This window comes from Hydrogenophaga sp. PML113 (genome assembly GCF_001777155.1).
Taxonomy (GTDB): domain Bacteria; phylum Pseudomonadota; class Gammaproteobacteria; order Burkholderiales; family Burkholderiaceae_C; genus Hydrogenophaga; species Hydrogenophaga borbori.
Map to the genome: position 1 here is coordinate 97,479 of NZ_MIYM01000004.1, position 18,283 is coordinate 115,761.

General features: G+C 70.4%; 12 protein-coding genes. 4 read left to right on the plus strand and 8 right to left on the minus strand.

What is annotated here, in order from left to right; translation table 11 throughout:
• Positions 1–22: 22 nt before the first annotated feature.
• The 4 genes from gcl (at position 23) to BHU06_RS08940 (ending at position 5,287) form a co-directional block, all read left to right on the plus strand.
• Positions 23–1,819, plus strand: coding sequence for a glyoxylate carboligase (gcl, locus tag BHU06_RS08925; RefSeq protein ID WP_070398833.1), 1,797 nt, complete (start codon positions 23–25; stop codon positions 1,817–1,819).
• Between the two features lie 35 nt (positions 1,820–1,854).
• Positions 1,855–2,649, plus strand: a complete 795-nt coding sequence (gene hyi / locus BHU06_RS08930) for a hydroxypyruvate isomerase (RefSeq protein ID WP_070398834.1) — start codon at positions 1,855–1,857, stop codon at positions 2,647–2,649.
• 10 nt (positions 2,650–2,659) lie between these two features.
• Entirely contained in the window at positions 2,660–3,583 is a 924-nt protein-coding gene (locus BHU06_RS08935) for a 2-hydroxy-3-oxopropionate reductase (protein ID WP_070398835.1), read from the plus strand.
• Between the two features lie 210 nt (positions 3,584–3,793).
• Positions 3,794–5,287 carry a nucleobase:cation symporter-2 family protein gene (locus BHU06_RS08940; protein ID WP_070398836.1) on the plus strand — a complete coding sequence of 498 codons (1,494 nt, stop codon included), beginning with the start codon at positions 3,794–3,796 and terminating at the stop codon, positions 5,285–5,287.
• 7 nt (positions 5,288–5,294) lie between these two features.
• Here BHU06_RS08940 and BHU06_RS08945 read toward each other — a convergent pair whose 3' ends face one another.
• The 8 genes from BHU06_RS08945 to BHU06_RS08980 form a co-directional block, all read right to left on the minus strand.
• The gene (locus BHU06_RS08945; RefSeq protein WP_070398837.1) at positions 5,295–6,590 is read right to left on the minus strand and encodes an FAD-binding oxidoreductase; all 1,296 of its coding nucleotides are present in this window, start codon (positions 6,588–6,590) and stop codon (positions 5,295–5,297) included.
• Positions 6,583–10,161: an LAGLIDADG family homing endonuclease gene (locus tag BHU06_RS08950; protein WP_070399204.1), complete on the minus strand. Its 3,579-nt coding sequence runs from the start codon at positions 10,159–10,161 to the stop codon at positions 6,583–6,585. Before BHU06_RS08950 ends, BHU06_RS08945 begins: the two co-directional genes overlap by 8 nt.
• A gap of 133 nt (positions 10,162–10,294) precedes the next feature.
• A complete protein-coding gene (locus BHU06_RS08955) occupies positions 10,295–11,146 on the minus strand; it encodes a peptidylprolyl isomerase (protein ID WP_083293132.1) in 852 nt (283 codons plus the stop codon).
• Positions 11,147–11,149: 3 nt separating this feature from the next.
• Positions 11,150–11,857 carry a respiratory nitrate reductase subunit gamma gene (gene narI / locus BHU06_RS08960; RefSeq protein WP_070398838.1) on the minus strand — a complete coding sequence of 236 codons (708 nt, stop codon included), beginning with the start codon at positions 11,855–11,857 and terminating at the stop codon, positions 11,150–11,152.
• A complete protein-coding gene (gene narJ / locus BHU06_RS08965; RefSeq protein WP_070398839.1) occupies positions 11,854–12,546 on the minus strand; it encodes a nitrate reductase molybdenum cofactor assembly chaperone in 693 nt (230 codons plus the stop codon). The genes narI and narJ overlap by 4 nt, the downstream gene beginning before the upstream one ends.
• A 1-nt stretch (position 12,547) precedes the next feature.
• Positions 12,548–14,080 (minus strand): nitrate reductase subunit beta, encoded by a 1,533-nt coding sequence (narH, locus tag BHU06_RS08970; RefSeq protein WP_070398840.1) that lies wholly within the window; start codon positions 14,078–14,080, stop codon positions 12,548–12,550.
• Entirely contained in the window at positions 14,077–14,439 is a 363-nt protein-coding gene (locus BHU06_RS08975) for a cupin domain-containing protein (protein WP_070398841.1), read from the minus strand. The genes narH and BHU06_RS08975 overlap by 4 nt, the downstream gene beginning before the upstream one ends.
• Positions 14,440–14,457: 18 nt before the next feature.
• Positions 14,458–18,273, minus strand: coding sequence for a nitrate reductase subunit alpha (locus BHU06_RS08980; RefSeq protein ID WP_070398842.1), 3,816 nt, complete (start codon positions 18,271–18,273; stop codon positions 14,458–14,460).
• Between the last annotated feature and the right edge of the window lie 10 nt (positions 18,274–18,283).

Here is an 18,283-nt window from a genome sequence, read left to right on the forward strand (position 1 = left end):
CGTCCCAACCAAGGAGCCGGATATGGCGAAGATGAAGGCCGCGATGGCCGCGGTGCTGGTGCTGGAGAAGGAAGGCGTGACCCAGGCCTTCGGCGTGCCGGGGGCCGCCATCAACCCGCTGTACGCGCAGCTGCACGAGCGACAGACCATCGCCCACGTGCTGGCCCGCCACGTCGAGGGCGCCTCGCACATGGCCGAGGGCTACACCCGCGCCAGGGCCGGCAACATCGGCGTGTGCATCGGCACCTCGGGGCCGGCCGGCACCGACATGCTCACCGGCCTGTACTCGGCCCAGGCCGACTCCATCCCCATCCTCTGCATCACCGGGCAGGCGCCGCGCGCCCGGCTGCACAAGGAAGACTTCCAGGCGGTGGACATCGCCGCCATCGCCAAGCCGCTCACCAAATGGGCCACCACCGTGATGGAGCCGGCCCAGGTGCCGCGCGCCTTCCAGCAGGCCTTCCACCTGATGCGCTCGGGCCGCCCCGGCCCGGTGCTGATCGACCTGCCCCTGGACGTGCAGATGGCGGAGATCGAGTTCGACATCGACACCTACGAGCCCCTGCCCGTGTACAAGCCCACCGCCACGCGCCGCCAGATCGAGAAGGCGCTCGACATGCTGGACGCTGCACAGCGGCCGCTGATCGTGGCCGGCGGCGGCGTCATCAACGCCGAAGCCTCGGACCTGCTGGTGCGCTTCGCCGAACTCTCGGGCATTCCGGTGATCCCCACGCTGATGGCCTGGGGCGCGATACCCGACGACCACCCGCTGATGGCCGGCATGTGCGGCCTGCAGACCAGCCACCGCTACGGCAACGCCAACCTGCTGGCCAGCGACTTCGTGATCGGCATCGGCAACCGCTGGGCCAACCGCCACACCGGCAGCCCCGAGGTGTATTGCAAGGGCCGCCAGTTCATCCACATCGACATCGAGCCCACGCAGATCGGGCGCGTGTTCGCGCCCGACTACGGCATCGTCTCCGACGCCCGCGCCGCGCTGGAACTGCTCATCCAGGTGGCCGAGGAGCGGCGCGCCGGCGGCCGGCTGCGCGAGCGCGGCGCCTGGGCGGCGCAATGCCACAGCCGCAAGGCCGATCCCCAGTACCTGCGCAAGACCCACTTCGACGACGTGCCCCTGAAGCCGCAACGCGTCTACCAGTGCATGAACCGGGCGTTTGGCCAGGACGTGACCTACGTCTCCACCATCGGCCTGTCGCAGATCGCCGCCGCGCAGTTCCTGCACGTCTACGGGCCGCGCCGCTGGATCAACTGCGGCCAGGCCGGACCGCTGGGCTGGACCGTGCCGGCCGCGCTCGGCGTGCGCGCGGCCGACCCCCAGCGCAAGCTCGTCGCGCTCTCGGGCGACTACGACTTCCAGTTCATGATCGAAGAGCTGGCCGTGGGCGCGCAGTTCAAGCTGCCCTACCTGCACATCGTCGTCAACAACAGCTACCTCGGCCTGATCCGCCAGGCGCAGCGCGGCTTCGGCATGGACTACTGCGTGCAGCTGGCCTTCGACAACGTCAACATGCCCGCCGGCGAAGTGGCCCGCGGCTACGGTGTCGACCACGTGAAGGTGGTGGAAGGCCTGGGCTGCAAGGCAATCCGCGTGCACCGGCCCGACGAGATCGCGCCCGCCATCGCGCAGGCCGAGGCCTGGATGGCGGAGTTCGAGGTGCCCGTCGTGGTCGAGGTGATCCTCGAGCGCGTGACCAACATCGCGATGGGCACCGAGATCGACAACGTGAGCGAGTTCGAAGCGCTCGCGCAGGACCGCGCCGACTCGCCGACGGCGATCGCCGCCACCTGGTCCGACTGAGCCGCCCTCCCCACCACCCCAAGGAAAGACCCGACATGCCCCGGTTCGCGGCCAACCTGACCATGCTCTTCGACGAGGTGCCCTTCCTCGACCGCTTCGCGCTGGCGCGCGACGCGGGCTTCGAGGCCGTGGAGTTCCTCTTTCCCTACGACCACGCGCCGCAGGAGATCCGCCGCCGCCTGGACGACAACGGGCTGCGGCTCGTGCTGCACAACCTGCCCGCCGGCGACTGGGCGGCCGGCGAACGCGGCATCGCCTGCCTGCCCGGGCGCGGCGACGAGTTCCGCGCCGGCGTGGACCTGGCGATCGACTACGCCCAGGCCCTGGGCGTGCGGCAGCTGAACTGCCTGGTGGGCCAGGTCGCGGCGGGCGCGGACCCGGCGAGGTTGCGCGGCAACCTGCTCACGAACCTGGGCTTCGCCGCCGAGCGGCTGCGCCGGGCGGGCCTCAAGCTGCTGCTCGAACCGATCAACAGCCACGACATACCGGGCTTCTACCTGAGCCGCAGCGACCAGACGCTGGACCTGCTCGACGAGCTGGGCGCCGACAACGCCTTTCTGCAGTACGACATCTACCACATGCAGCGCATGGAAGGCGAGCTCGCGGCCACGCTGGAGAAGCGGCTGCCGCGCATCGCCCACATCCAGCTCGCCGACAACCCGGGCCGCCACGAACCGGGCACCGGCGAAATCAACTACCCCTTCCTGTTCGCCCTCCTCGACCGCCTCGGCTACGCCGGATGGATCGGCTGCGAATACAAGCCCGCCGGCCGCACCGAAGCGGGCCTGGGCTGGCTCGACCGCCTGACGGCATCCGCACCCACCACCTGAAAGACCACGAATGAGCACACCCCCCTTGAAAATCGGCTTCATCGGCCTCGGCGTCATGGGCCGCCCCATGGCCGGCCACCTGCTGAGCGCCGGCCACGCCCTCTATGTGTTCGCGCGCGGCAAGGTGCCGGCCGAGATCGCGGACAGCCGGGCCACGCAATGCACCCACGCGCGCGGCGTGGCCGAGCGGGCCGACATCGTCATCACCATGCTGCCTGACACGCCGGACGTGGCCTCGGTGCTGTTCGGCCCGGACGGCCTCGCCGAAGGCCTGACGCCGGGCAAGGTGGTGGTCGACATGTCCTCCATCTCGCCCGTGGACACCCAGGCCTTCGCCCGGCGCATCGAGGCGCTGGGCTGCGACTACCTGGACGCGCCCGTGTCCGGCGGCGAGGTGGGCGCCCGCCGCGCCACCCTGTCCATCATGTGCGGCGGCAAGCCCGAGGTCTTCGAGCGCCTGAAGCCGGTGCTCCAGGCCATGGGCCAGAACATCACGCGCGTGGGCGGCAGCGGCGATGGGCAAACCTGCAAGGTGGCCAACCAGATCGTCGTGGCGCTCACCATCCAGGCCGTGGCCGAGGGCCTGCTGTTCGCGGCGCGCGCCGGCGCGGACCCGGCAAAGGTGAGGGAGGCGCTGCTGGGCGGCCTGGCCACCTCGCGCGTCCTGGAGGTCCTGGGCGATCGCATGGTCCAGCGCAACGTCGAGCCCGGTTTTCGCATCGCCCTGCACCAGAAGGACCTGAACCTGGCGCTGGGCGCCGCCCGCTCGCTCGGGCTGGCGCTGCCGGGCACGGCCACCGCCCAGCAGCTCTTCAGCGCCTGCGTGGCGCAGGGCGGCGCGGCCTGGGACCATTCCGGCCTGGTCCGCGCACTCGAACGGCTGTCGGGGGTCGAGATCGGTCGGACGGCCGGCGACCCCGTCCCATCGGCCTGACACGGGTTTATCCGAAGGTGAATGGCACACAGAACTGTATACACTTTTTGCCATTCGGTCGCCGCGGGTTCCCTTGACGGGGATCGCGACCCTTGCTCCTCACAGAGCCCGCTGTGGTGGGGGGAAGAACCGGTCAGCCCTGGCCGCCTTCCCCCTTGGATCCGTTCCGCCAGGACGCTCGCCACCGCTGAGGCTTGAGGAGACGACCCCATGTCCACCCCCGCTGTCCACCCCGTGGACGAAAAACTCCCCGTCGGCCAGACGGCCGCGCTCGGCCTGCAGCACGTGCTGGTGATGTACGCCGGCGCGGTGGCGGTCCCGCTGATCGTGGGCCGGGCGCTCAAGCTCTCGCCCGAGCAGGTCGCCATGCTGATTTCCGCCGACCTCTTCGTCTGCGGCCTGGTCACGCTGATCCAGAGCCTGGGCGTGACGCGCTGGTTCGGCATCAAGCTGCCCGTGATGATGGGCGTGACCTTCGCCGCGGTCGGGCCCATGGTGGCCTTCGCCAACGCCATGCCGGGCGTGGACGGCGCCCGCGCGATCTTCGGCGCCATCATCGGCGCCGGTGTCATCTCGATGCTCATCGCGCCGATGGTGAGCAAGCTGCTGCGCTTCTTCCCGCCCGTCGTGACCGGCACCATCATCGCCATCATCGGCATCAGCCTGATGCGCGTGGGCGTGGGCTGGGCCATGGGCGGCCCGGCGCCCCTGGCGCAAAGCGTGGACGTGCCCAAGCTCGTGGCCATGGTCGACGGCGCCAAGGCGGTCCAGGCCGCGGCGGTGGCCAGCGGCGCGAGCGCGCCCGCCCTCGTTCTGCCGGGGCCGATCCCGATGGTGAACAACCCGAACTATGGCTCGCTGAGCCACATGGCCGTCGCCGCGGCCGTGCTGCTGGTGATCCTCCTGCTGGTGAAGTACACCCGGGGATTCATCGCCAACATCTCGGTGCTGCTGGGCATCGTCGCGGGCTGCGCGATCGCGGCGTCCATGGGCGCGATGAACTTCGACAAGGTGGCCAAGGCCGACTGGTTCGCGGTGGTCACGCCCCTCGCCTTCGGCATGCCGACCTTCGACGCCGTGATGATCCTGACCATGGCCCTGGTCATGATCGTCGTGATGATCGAATCGACGGGCATGTTCCTGGCCCTGTCGGACATGACGGGCAAGAAGATCGACCAGAAGGACCTGGCGGCCGGCCTGCGCACCGACGGCCTGGGCACACTGATCGGCGGCCTCTTCAACACCTTCCCCTACACCAGCTTCAGCCAGAACGTCGGCCTGGTGGGCGTGACCGGCATCCGCAGCCGCTGGGTCTGCGTGGCGGGTGGCGCCATCATGGTGGTGCTGGGCCTGCTGCCCAAGATGGCGGCCTTCGTCGAGTCCATCCCGACCTTCGTGCTGGGCGGCGCGGGCCTGGTGATGTTCGGCATGGTGGCGGCCTCGGGCATCCGCATCCTGTCGACGGTGGACTACCAGGGCAACCGCAACAACCTCTACATCGTCGCGCTGTCCATCGGCTTCGGCCTGATCCCCCTGGTGGCGCCGCGCTGGTCGCAGCAGATGGCCCATGGCCTGCACCCCCTGCTCGAGTCGGGCATCCTGCTGACGGCGGTGGCCGCGGTGGTGCTCAACCTGTTCTTCAACGGCACGAACGGCGACGTCCGCGCCGCCATCAACGCCGCGAAAACGGCGGAAGCGCACTGAGCCCGATTCACCAGCGCGCCCGCGCCAGGTGCGCGGCGCGCGCGCCGAATTCGTAGAAGGCCTCGCGCGCGGCGCGCAGCGGCGCGGCGCGTGGCGGCGTCACGGGCAGGGCCATGTCGGCCTCGCCCAGCTGCCCCAGCACCAGGCGCGCGAATTCGCGGCCGAACACCGTGCCCGGCGCGATGCCCCGGCCGTTGTAGCCGCTGAAGGACCAGGTGTCGCGCGCGAGGCGGTGCAGACGCGGCAGCGCGTCGCCCGTCATGCCGATCTGGCCGTACCACTCGTGCTCCACCTCGGCACCGCGCAAGGCCGGGAAGAGGCGCGCGAGCGCGCGCCGGCCCCAGCCGGTGTGGATGGCGCGGCCCGCGCCGCGCAGGGCGCCCACGCTGCCGAAGACCAGCCGCCCCGCGGCGTCCAGCCGGAACGAGGAGAGCACCATGGCCGTGTCCCAGGCGCCCTGGCGCTGCGGCAGGATGGCGGCGCGTTCGCGCTCGCCCAGCGGACGCGTCGCTAGGTTGAAGTACGGGAAGCGCACCAGCTCGCCGTCGAGCGCGGGCCAGGGACCATCGGGTGCGCTGTAGGCGTTGCTGGCCACCAGCACCCAGCGCGCGTGCACCGTGGCGCCCTGCGCGGTGCTCAAGCACCAGCGCGCGCCCTCGTCCCGCAGCGAGGCCAGCGGCGAGCGCGTGTGCAGCGAGGCGCCGGCCGCGAGCGCGGCGCGCGCCAGGCCGCGCGCGTAGGCCAGGGGCTGCAGGGTGCCGGCGCGCCGGTCGAGCAAGGCGCCGCGGTAGGCGTGGGTGCCGGTGAGCCGCGCGGCGGCGGGTGCGTCCAGCAGCTCCACCGGTGCCCCGAGCGCCCCCCACTGGCGCGCGCGTTCGCCCAGTTCGCGCCAGCCCGAAGCCCCCACCGCGCAGTGCAGCGTGCCCTGGCGCAACGCCTCGCAGGCGATGCCGTGGCGCGCGATCAGATCGAACACCACCGAAGGCCCTTCGCCCAGGCGCTGCAGCAGGCGCGGGCCGTACACGGGGCCCAGGCGCTCGGGCAGCGCCTTGGGCATGACCCACAGGCCCGCATTCACCAGGCCCACGTTGCGGCCCGATCCGCCGTGGCCGATGTCCATGGCCTCCAGCACCAGCGCCGAAGCCCCGCCCTCGGCCAGGTGCAGCGCGGCCGACAAACCGGTGTAGCCGGCGCCGACGATGGCCACGTCCACCGAGCGGTGCCCCAGCAGGGGCGGTGCCTCGGGCGCGGGCGGTGCCGAGGCCGCCCACAGGCCATGCGCGCGCGGGTCGCGCTCAGCCACAGGAGCCCACGTAGCCGCAGGCCGTGCAGTGGTCGCAGCCGTCCTTGCGGATCATGGCGTGGGCGCCGCACTCGGGGCACTTGCGGCCGGCCATCTGGCCCGGCACCGACAGCGCCACCGCCGAGGGCGCGGCGGCGGGCGTGGCGACGGACGCCGCGCCCACGACGCCCCGGCGGCGCTCCAGGATGTTCTGCACCGCGAAGGCCAGCGCCGCCACCTCGGAGTCGTGCCACATGGGGATCACCGCGCCGTCCTCGCGTGTGCGCGTGCCCAGGCGCACGGGGCCGCGGTCCCAGGCCACCTTGCGCATGTCGCGCAGCGCGCGCTCCAGGAAGCCGCCGCGCGCGGCCAGCGACAGCAGCCGCATGCTGGCGGTGATCCACTGCTGCGACTCGGCGCGCTGGCCCACCGGCATGAAAAACTCGATGGCGCGCGACTGCGTGCCCGGCCCCTCGGCCGCCGGCACGGGCAGGAAGGACACCACGATGTAGGTGGTGTGGTGGCCCTCCTGCGTCCAGTACTCGATCTTCTCGGCCACGGCGTCGAGCGCGCCCAGCGGGCGCTGCTCGATCACGCTGCGCATGGGGTCGCCGGGCGACGGCGCCACGGACGCCTCGGCCTCGACCGCGCCCGGCACGGACAGCACGGCGCCCAGGATGTCGTTGGGCCGGTAGGTGGCCAGGCCCTTCAAGCCGCCGCTCCAGGCCTTGAGGTACAGGTCCTTGAAGTCATCGAAGGGGTAGTCCGCGGGGACGTTGACGGTCTTCGAGATCGAGGTGTCGATGAAGGGCTGGACCGCGGCCATCATGCCCAGGTGACCATCCACGCCCATCTCCAGCGCCGACACGAAGTACGGCGGCAAGGCCTGCGTCTCGCCCCCGAGCGCGCGCCACAGGCGCCAGGCGTGGTCGCTGACCTCGTGCTCGCGCGTGCCGCCGTCGGCCTCGCGCTTCTTGCGCGTGTAGGTCCAGGAGAAGGCGGGCTCGATGCCGTTGGAGGCGTTGTCGGCAAAGGCCAGGCTCACCGTGCCGGTGGGTGCAATGGACAGCAGGTGGCTGTTGCGGATGCCGTGCGCGCGGATGCCCTGCTGGATATCGGCCGGCAGGCGGCTGGCGAAGGTGCCGCTGGCCAGGTAGCTGTTCACGTCCAGCTTGGGAAAGGCTCCCTTCTCCTTGGCCAGCTCCACCGAGGCGCGGTAGGCCGCGTCGCGCATGCGCTCGGCGATGCGCGCGGCCATGGCCACGCCGGGCTCGCTGTCGTAGCGCAGCTTGAGCAGGATGAGCGCGTCGCCCAGGCCGGTGAAGCCCACGCCGATGCGCCGCTTGGCCTGCGCCTCGGCGCGTTGCTCAGGCAGTGGCCAATAGGTGAGGTCGAGCACGTTGTCCAGCGCGCGCACCTGCAGGGCCACGGTGCGCTCGAAGGCATCGAAGTCGAAGACCGGGTCGCCACCCACGCCGAAGGGGTGGCGCACGAAGCCCGTGAGGATGACGGGGCCAAGGTCGCAGCAGCCGTAGGGCGGCAGGGGCTGCTCACCGCAGTTGTGCACCACCAGCCCGTTGGCGTCGAAGGCGTGCACGTCGTCCACCGTCGCGTCGTATACCACCTCCTCGCCATCCGCCTGGAGCGATTCGACCGTGGCCACGAAGCGTTCGCGGTTGGGCGTGCGCCGATAGGCGCCCAGCGCCTGCTCCAGACGGGCCGCCTTGTCGGTGTCCCGAAAGCCGATGCGCTCGGCAAACACCAGCAGGTTGTCGCCGCTGATCACCAGCTCATGTTGTGCCGCCGTGGCGTACTCGGCCGCGCCGCCGCGGCCGTCCGGCAGGCGGCGCAGGCCGGCAGGCCGCCGCTCGCGGTACACCGTGGAGGCCATGCCCAGGCGCAGCAGCATGCGCTGAACCGCCTGCAGCAGCGTCTCGCTGCTTTGTGACAGGCGCACGCTCACCCCCTTGTCCTGTGAGCCGAGCACGCTGCCGTCCGCGTCGAACAGGCCGCCGAGCAGACCTTCGCTGAAATCGGAGGAGCGCCGCTCCATGGCCGCCGTGATGGATTTCTGGCCCGGGGCCATGCCCAGCGAAAAGGCCAGGTCGCGCAGGGGAACGCTGGACAGGCGCGCTTCGCCCCGGCCAGCGATGGGCCGCTGGAATCCGCCGAAATCGGCCCGGTGGGCGAGCGTGGCCGCGGCGGCCTCGGCCGCCTGAACGATGCCAGCGGCACCTGTGGCCGCGAAGGACAGGGTGTCCTGCCCGACGACGCGCAGCTCGGGCGCCCAGACCGACAGGGTGGCCTTGTCGGCCTTGAGCGTGCCGTCGCCGATCAACAGGCCCAGCAGGTAGCCTTCTTCGCGCGTGCCGGCACCGGCCCAACCCCGCCAGGCGCGGTGGTTGTGGAGCACGATCTCGTCGCCGGTCTGGAGCTGGGCCGCCTCGGTCCAGTCCAGCGCCATGCCGTAGCGCGTGCGGCGCGCCACACGGCGCACGCGGTGGTCAGCGGTCAGGCGCAGCGCATGGCCCTCGCGCGTGCGCAGGCGCCACACGGGCTTGCGCCCGGTGGCGAAGAAACCCGCACCGCTCACCGCGTAGCTGCGGCCATCGACCAGGGCATGAAAGTCCCTGCCCACGAGCTCGCCCACGGTGCGCGGCCCGTCTTCGGTCATGACCCAGGTATCGGCCGTCACGCACGGGTTGGTCGCCTCGATGTTCTCGATCGCGCGCAGGTTGTTGTCGCGCCCGATGGCATCGATGAACAGGATGCCGGGCTCGGCGAAGTCGTAGGCGGAGCGCATGATCACGTCCCACAGCTCGCGGGCGCGCACGGTCTCATAGACCCACAGGCCGTCGTCGCGCTGGCGTGCGCCGCGGGCGAGCTGGTCGGGGCCGGGCTGCGCGCGGTGCACCAGGTCCCAGGGCGCGTCGGCCAGCACCGCGTCCATGAAGGCGTCGGGCACGGCCACCGAGACGTTGAAGTTGTTCCAGCGCCCGGGCGTGCGCTTGGCGGTGATGAATTCGCGCACGTCGGGGTGGTCGATGCGCAGCACCCCCATCTGCGCGCCGCGCCGCGCGCCCGCGCTTTCCACCGTGGCGCAGGACTGGTCGAAGACGTTGATGTAGCTGCACGGCCCGGAGGCGACCGAGGCCGTGACCTTCACGCGCGCGCCGCGCGGGCGGATGCGCGAGAAGTCGTAGCCCACGCCGCCACCGCGGCGCATGGTCTCGGCGGATTCGCGCAGCGCCTCGTAGATGCCCGGGTAGCCGGCCTCGTCGCGGCCCTGGATGGAGTCGCCCACCGGCTGCACGAAGCAGTTGATGAGCGTGGCCTGCAGCTCGGTGCCGGCCGCGCTCATGATGCGCCCGGCGCCGATGCCGCCTTGGCGCAGGTGCGCCAGGAAGCGCGCCTCGAACCCGGCGCGCAGCTCGGGCGCTTCCACGCTGGCCAGGGCGCGCGCCACGCGGGCGAACAGCTGCTCGCGCGTGCTTTCGCCATCCTTGAGGTATTTTTCGCGCAGCACCTCTTCGCTGATGGGCTGGGGGTCCAGCTGGGGCAACAGCTCGCGCGCGGCGGGTTCTCTGTTCATGGTGTGGGTGTCCTCGGGCGTGGGCACACGCCCCATGGCTGCGTGAAGCCGCAGGGTACCCGCTTCCACGGCGCGGCGCACGTCGGCCCGATCGGCAGCCACCCGGGCCCCGCCGCCGCGCCGGCCCGGGCGCTCATTGCACCAGCGGCGAGCCCGCGCCGTCGAGCGCGATGCCACGCAGCGTCGCCTCGCCCACCAGGATCTGCATGTACTGGCGCCAGGCCACGGCGCGCGCCTGCAGCGCCAACTCGTCGGCGATGCGATCGGCGATGGCCTCGAAGGGCGGCAGCGTGCCATTGCGCCGACCCAGCACCTCGACGATGTGCAGGCCATGGCGCGAGTGCACCAGGCGCGGGTGCACGCCCATGCCCCAGGCGCTGTCGCGCAGGTGAAAGAGCTCGTTGGCCAGCTCGGGCGCGCAATCCTCGGGGGCGATCCAGCCCAGGTCGCCACCCTGGGCACCGCTCGGGCAGTTGGACAGCTCGCGCGCGAGGGCCTCGAACCGGCCGGGCTCGGCGTCCTTGCGCGTGAGTTCCAGCAGCGCGGCCTCGGCGCGCTGGGCCAGGCGGTGCACGTCCACCCCCGGCGTGACGGCGAACAGGATGTGGCGCACGTGGCGGGCCTGGCCCACCAGGTAGCGTTGGCGGTGCGCCTCGTAGTGGCGCCGGCAGGACTCGGCGTCGGGCACAGGGACCGTCACCTCATCGTCGAGCATGGCTTCGATGGCGGCGCGCTGGTCCGCGTTGAGTGGCGGCGCAGTGTGCACATCCTGCGCGGGCAGACGGCCCCGCCGCACCGCGGCCTGGCGCAGCAGCTCGGTGTGGGCGCGCTCGCGCAACTCGTCGGGCGCCAGGCGTTCGCCCGGGCCGACCAGCCGGACGCCGTTGACGCTGGGGGTTTCGGTGCTGGCCGCCGCCGGGGCGCCGGCGTTCGCGGCGCAGCCGCAGTGTCCGCTGCCGCAGCCGCTGGGTTCGTGTCCGGTCATGGCTCAGCGCTCCTGTCGGGTAGGCAATCCGAGGCGCCGGCTGCGCACCACCTGGTAGGGACGCAGCAGGTAGGCCACGGTGGCGAAGCCGCTCCACACGTGCACCAGGCGCGAGAACGGGAACAGCAGGAAGATGGTCATGCCGAGCACCAGGTGCACCTTGTAGGGCCAGGCCAGGTTCAGCAGGCCGCTCGCGTCGGGGCGCAAGGTGACGATGCGCTGCGCCCAGTCGGACAGCACCAGCATCACGCTGCCGTCGCTGTGGCCGAGGGAGAACGGCAGCGTGATCAAGCCCAGCACCAGCTGAACCCACAGGATGACCAGGATGAACAGGTCGGTGCGGTGGCTGGTGAGGCGGATGCGCGGATCGAAGATGCGCCGGTGCAGCAGCAGCGTGAGTCCCACGAAGCAGACCGCGCCAGCCACGCCGCCGGCCACCACCGCCAGCATCTGCTTGTGCGCCGGCGAGATGAAGGGTTCGTAGACCCAGTGCGGCGTGAGCAGGCCCACGGCGTGGCCAAAGAACAGGAACAGGATGCCGGCGTGGAAGAGGTTGCTGCCCCAGCGCAGCTGCCCGGCGCGCAGCAGTTGCGAGGAATCGCTCTTCCACGTGTACTGGTCGCGGTCGAAGCGCGCCAGGCTGCCCATGAGAAAAACCGACAGGCAGATGTAGGGATAGACGCTGAACAGGATGTTGTGCAAGGTGTTCACGGCTGCACTCCTTGGGTGGCGGACCGCACGAAACGAACGGCTTGCGCCGCGCCGGGGCGGGCCTGGCCGGCGGTGGAGCAGCCGTCGAAGACCGGCGGCTCTTCCCAGGTCTGGTCGAGCGGCTCGTCCTCGGGCACGGCCACCGGCTCGGCGCGCTCGCCCGCGAGCTCGAGCACGGCGGCCAGCACGCTGGCGTAGGGGCTGCCTTTCTTGAGCAAGGCGCTGAAGAGGGCGCGCAGGATATGGGCCGTCTCGGCCAGCAGCTCGCGCGCCTGCGCCGGCGGCTGGGTGGACGCGTACTCGAGCAATACGCTCAGGTGGTCGGGCAGCTCGTCCTCGCGCAGCAGCAGGCCGGCCTGCTCGTAGGTGCGGATCAGATCGATCATGGCCGGTCCGCGGTCGCGCGAATCGCCGTGCACGTGTTCGAACAGGTGCAGCGAGGTGCTGCGGCCACGGTCGAACAGCTCCACGAATTCGGCCTCCACCGCCAGCGCGGGGCGGCGCGCCAGGCGCGCCAGCAGCAGCTCAAGCTCGCCGCGGCGCGCCACGGCGAGCGCGCCCTCGCCGGCCAGCGCCTGGGCCATGTCGGCGGCGTGGGCGCGCAAGGCCTCGTCGGGGTAACTCAGCAAGCGGGCCAGAACGCGCAAGGTGCGCGGGGCCGCGGGTGCGGGCGCGAAAGGGTTCTTCATGTCAGATCTCCGCCTGGATGGGAATCGTGCGGCGCTTCTCGCTGCCGAACAGGCTGGTCTCGGTCACGCCCTCGCTGCAGCCGTTGCCGAAGCTGAAGCCGCAGCCGCCCTTGACGTTGAAGGCGTTCTCCGCGTACTCGCGGTGCGTGCTGGGGATGACGAAACGGTCCTCGTAGTTGGCGATGGCCATCACGCGGTACATGGCCTCCACCTGCGCCACTGTGAGACTCACCTGGTCGAGCACGCTCTGGTTGAGCACCCCCTCCACGTGCTTGCTGCGCTGGTAGGCGCGCAGGGCCAGCAGCCGCTCGAGCGCGCGCGCCACGGGTTGCGTGTCGCCGGCCGTGAGCAGGTTGGCCAGGTACTTGAGGGGAATGCGCAGCTGCGAGACGTCGGGGATCTCCCCGTTGATGCCCAGCTGGCCCGCGTTGGCGGCGGCCGTGATGGGCGACAGCGGCGGCACGTACCAGACCATGGGCAGGGTGCGGTACTCGGGGTGCAGCGGCAGGGCCACCTGCCAGCGCACGGCCATCTGGTACACCGGGCTGTGGCGCGCCGCCTCCAGCCAGGCCTCGGGAATGCCGTCGGCGCGCGCCTGCTCGATCACGGCCGGGTCGTTCGGGTCGAGAAAGATGTCGAGCTGCGAGCGGTAGAGATCGATCTCCTGCTCGGCGCTGGCCGCTTCGGCGATGCGGTCGGCGTCGTAAAGCAGAACGCCGAGGTAGCGGATGCGGCCCACGCAGGTCTCGCTGCACACCGTGGGCTGGCCGGCCTCGATGCGCGGATAGCAGAAGGTGCACTTCTCGGCCTTGCCGCTCTTCCAGTTGTAGTAAATCTTCTTGTACGGGCAGCCGCTCACGCACATGCGCCAGCCGCGGCACTTGTCCTGGTCGATCAGCACGATGCCGTCTTCCTCGCGCTTGTAGATCGAGCCCGAGGGGCAAGAGGCGACACAGGCGGGATTCAGGCAGTGCTCGCACAGGCGCGGCAGGTACATCATGAAGGTGTTCTCGAACTCGCCCACCATGGCCTTCTGCGCGTCGAGGAAGCCGTCGAAGTTGGGGTCCTTGCTGCGCTTGGCGAACTCGCCGCCGAGGATCTCTTCCCAGTTGGGGCCCCACTCGATCTTCTCCATGCGCTGGCCGGTGATGAGCGAGCGCGGCCGCGCCGTCGGCGCGTGCCGCATCTCGGGCGCGGACTGCAGGTGGTCGTAGTCGAAGGTGTAGGGCTCGTAGTAGTCGTCGATCTGCGGCAGGTTCGGGTTGGCGAAGATCTTCATCAGCAGCGACCACCGGCCGCCCTGGCGCGGCTCGAGGCCGCCGTCGGCGCGGCGCACCCAGCCGCCCTTCCAGCGGTCCTGGTTCTCCCATTCCTTGGGGTAGCCGATGCCGGGCTTGGTCTCCACGTTGTTGAACCAGGCGTACTCGACGCCGGGCCGCGTGGTCCAGACGTTCTTGCAAGTGACGGAGCAGGTGTGGCAGCCGATGCACTTGTCCAGGTTCAGCACCATGCCGATCTGTGCGCGCACTTTCATGCTTGTTCTCCTGGGGCGGGGGATTCGTGGGTGTCGACGCCGAACAGCGTCACCAGGGCCGAGCAGGCCTCGATGGCGCGCACGGCGTGCTCTTCGTCGGGAGGTATGTGGCACAGGTCGCCCGCGCCCAGCACGAGCCGGCGACCCATGGCATCGAACTCGAGGCGGCCTTCCAGGCACTGGATGACCATGCGGTCGCGCACGCGATGCGGCGCGAGCACCTGGCCGGCCGTGAGCACCAGCCGGAAGATCTGCAGGCCACGGTCGCGCACCAGGGTGCGCGACGAGGACGCGGCGAGCGCCGGGCCCAGAGGGCCGGCGGCGATCACCTCGGCGGCGGCGGCGTGGGGCAAAGCCATGTGGTGCTCCCGCCGCGTTCAGGGGTTCTCGCCCTGGGCCTGATAGGCGCGGGCCAGGTGATCGTCGCGCGGCGTGTCGAGCCAGTCCACCCGGCGCATCTTGCGCACCACCACGAACTCGTCGCGGTTGGTGCCGATGGTGCCGTAGTAGTTGAAGCCGTAGCTCAACTGCGCGTAACCACCGATCATGTGCGTGGGCTTGAGCACGATGCGCGTGACCGAGTTGTGGATGCCGCCGCGCACGCCGGTGATCTCCGAGCCCGGCGTGTTGATGATCTTCTCCTGCGAGTGGTACATCATCACCATGCCGGGGTTGACGCGCTGGCTGACCACCGCGCGCGCGGCCACCGCGCCATTCACGTTGAACAGCTCGACCCAGTCGTTGTCCACGATGCCGGCGCGTTGCGCGTCGGTCTCGCTGAGCCAGATCACCGTGCCCCCGCGGTTGAGCGTGAGCATGATCAGGTTGTCGCTGTAGGTGCTGTGGATGCCCCACTTCTGGTGCGGCGTGATGAAGTTCAGCACGATCTCGGTGTGGCCGTTGGGCTGGCGGCCCTGCACCGCGTCGGTGGTCTTGAGGTCCACTGGCGGGCGGTAGCTGCTGAAGCCCTCGCCGAAGGCGATCATCCAGGGGTGGTCCTGGTAGAACTGCTGGCGCCCGGTGAGCGTGCGCCAGGGGATCAGTTCGTGAACGTTGGTGTAGCCCGCGTTGTAGGACACGGTCTCGCTCTCGATGCCGCTCCAGGTCGGCGAGCTGATGATCTTGCGCGGCTGCGCCTGGATGTCGCGGAAACGGATCTTCTCGTCCTCGCGGTACAGCGCCAGGTGCCGGTGATCCCGCCCGGTGGCCTTGCCCAGCGCCTCCCAGGCCTTGACGGCCACGTGGCCGTTGGTCTCGGGCGCGAGCTGAAGGATCACCTCGCAGGCGTCGATGTCGCTGACGATGCGCGGCAGGCCGTGCGTGGCCCCCGGCTCGTTGGTGGAGCCGTTGAGCTGGCCGAGCTGCGTGACCTCCTGCTCGGTTTTCCAGCCGATCCCCTTGCCGCCATTGCCCAGCTGGTTCATGAGCGGCCCCAGCGCGGTGAAGCGCTTGAACACGTTGGGGTAGTCGCGCTCGACCACGGCGATCTGCGGCGCGGTCTTGCCGGGAACGAGATCGCACTCGCCCTTCTTCCACTCTTTCACCTCGAAGGGCTGGGCCAGCTCGGCTGGGCTGTCGTGCATCAGCGGCGTGAGCACCACCTCCTTCTCCACGCCGAGGTGGCCCACGCAGACCTCGCTGAAGGCTTTGGCGAAGCCCTTGTAGATCTCCCAGTCGCTGCGGCTTTGCCACACCGGGTCCACCGCGGCCGACAGCGGGTGGATGAAGGGGTGCATGTCGCTGGTGTTGAGGTCGTTCTTCTCGTACCAGCTCGCGGTGGGCAGCACGACGTCGCTGTACAGGCAGGTGGTGCTCATGCGGAAGTCGAGCGTGACCAGCAGGTCGAGCTTGCCCTCGGGGGCGGTGTCGTGCCAGCGCACCTCGGTGGGCTTCGCGTCGTCCGGGCCCAGGTCGGCGCCCTGCACGCCGTGCTGCGTGCCCAGCAGGTGGCGGCAGAAGTACTCGTGGCCCTTGCCGCTGGAGCCCAGCAGGTTGGAGCGCCACACGAAGAGGCAACGCGGCCAGTTCTGCGGCGCGTCCGGGTCCTCGCAGCTCATCTCCAGCGTGCCGTCCTTGAGCGCCTTGACGACGTAGTCCTTGGGGTCCATTCCCGCGGCGGTGGCGTCGGCCACCACCTGCAGGGGGTTGGTCTTGAGCTGCGGCGCGCTGGGCAGCCAGCCCATGCGTTCGGCGCGCACGTTGTAGTCGATCATGCTGCCGCCCCAGGCGGCCTTATCGGCGAGGGGACTCACGATCTCCCCGAGGTCGAGTTTTTCGTAGCGCCACTGGTCGGTGTGGGCGTAGAAGAAGCTGGTGCTGTTCTGCTGGCGCGGCGGGCGGATCCAGTCGAGCGCGAAGGCCAGCGCGGTCCAACCGGTCTGCGGGCGCAGCTTCTCCTGGCCCACGTAATGCGCCCAGCCGCCCCCGCTCTGGCCGATGCAGCCGCACATCATGAGCAGGTTGATCACGCCGCGGTAGTTCATGTCGGCGTGGTACCAGTGGTTCATGGCCGCGCCGATGATGACCATGGACTTGCCCTGGGTCTTGTCGGCGTTGTCGGCGAACTGCGTGGCCACGGTGATCACCTGCTCGCGCGGCACGCCGGTGATGCGCTCCTGCCAGGCCGGCGTGTAGGGCGCGTCCTCGTCGAACGACGCTGCGCCGCTGCCCAGGCCCCTGTCGATGCCGTACTGCGCGACCTGCAGATCGAACACGGTGGCCACGAGCGCGTGGCGCTCTTCACCGGCCTTGCCCAGGCGCAGGCGCACCGCGGGCACGCGCGCCAGGTTCACCGCCCCGGCCGAGTCATTGCCCGCGAAATGCGGCGAGGCCTGGCCGCCGAAGTAGGGAAAGCCCACGTCAACCACCTCATGCGCCTGCTCGCTGTCTTCCAGCACCGAGAGTTTCAGGCGGACCTCGGCGCCATGGCGCGCCTCCTTGTTCTCCAGGTTCCAGCGGCCGGCGTCGTCCCGGCCCTCGGGGCCCCAGCGAAAGCCGATGCTGCCCTGCGGCAGCACGGCGCGGCCATCGGCATCGAAGGCCACGGTCTTCCATTCCGGGTGGTTCTTCTGGCCCAGGCGCCCGTTGAAGTCGCTGGCGCGCAGGTAGCGGTCGGGCACCTGCACCACGCGGCCGTCGGGCAGGGTCTTGTCCTTGAGCACCACCAGCATGGGCAGGTCGGTGTAGCGGCGCGCGTAGTGGTCGAAGTAGCTCGATCGGGGGCCGTTCTCGGGAAAGTAGAAGCGCTTGAGCACCACGTGGCCCATGGCCATGGCCAGCGCCGCGTCCGTGCCCTGCTTGGGGTGCAGCCACAGGTCGGCGAGCTTGGCGACCTCGGAGTAGTCGGGAGTGACGGCCACCGTCTTGGCGCCCTTGTAGCGCACCTCGGTGAAGAAGTGCGCGTCGGGCGTGCGCGTCTGCGGCACGTTGGAGCCCCAGGCGATGATGTACGAGCTGTTGTACCAGTCGGCCGATTCGGGCACGTCGGTCTGTTCGCCCCAGACCTGCGGGCTCGCCGGCGGCAGGTCGCAGTACCAGTCGTAGAAGCTCATGCACACGCCGCCGATGAGCGAGAGGTAGCGCGAGCCCGCGGCGTAGCTGACCATGCTCATGGCCGGGATGGGCGAGAAACCGATGATGCGGTCGGGCCCGTGCCGCCGGATGGTGTAGACGTTGGCCGCGGCCACGAGCTGGTTCACCTCGTCCCAGCTGCTGCGCACGAAACCACCCATGCCGCGCACCTGCTGGTAATCGCGCCGCGCCTCGGGGTTCTCGACGATGGAGGCCCAGGCGGCCACCGGGTCCTTGGCCACCGCCAGCGCGGCGCGCCAGCGCTGCAGCAGCCGCCCGCGCACCATGGGGTACTTCACGCGGTTGGCGCTGTAGAGGTACCAGGAGTAGGAGGCCCCGCGCGCGCAGCCGCGAGGCTCGTGGTTGGGCATGTCCCAGCGCGTGCGCGGGTAGTCGGTCTGCTGCGTCTCCCAGGTGACGATGCCGCCCTTGACGTAGATCTTCCAGGAACAGCTGCCGGTGCAGTTCACGCCGTGCGTGCTGCGCACGATCTTGTCGTGCGCCCAGCGGTTGCGGTAGGCGTCCTCCCAGGTGCGGTCTTCGTTGGTGACCTGCCCATGCCCGCCGGCGAAGGGCTCGCGCGGCAGCTTGAAATGCATCAGGCGGTCGAGGAAATGGCTCATGTCGGACTCC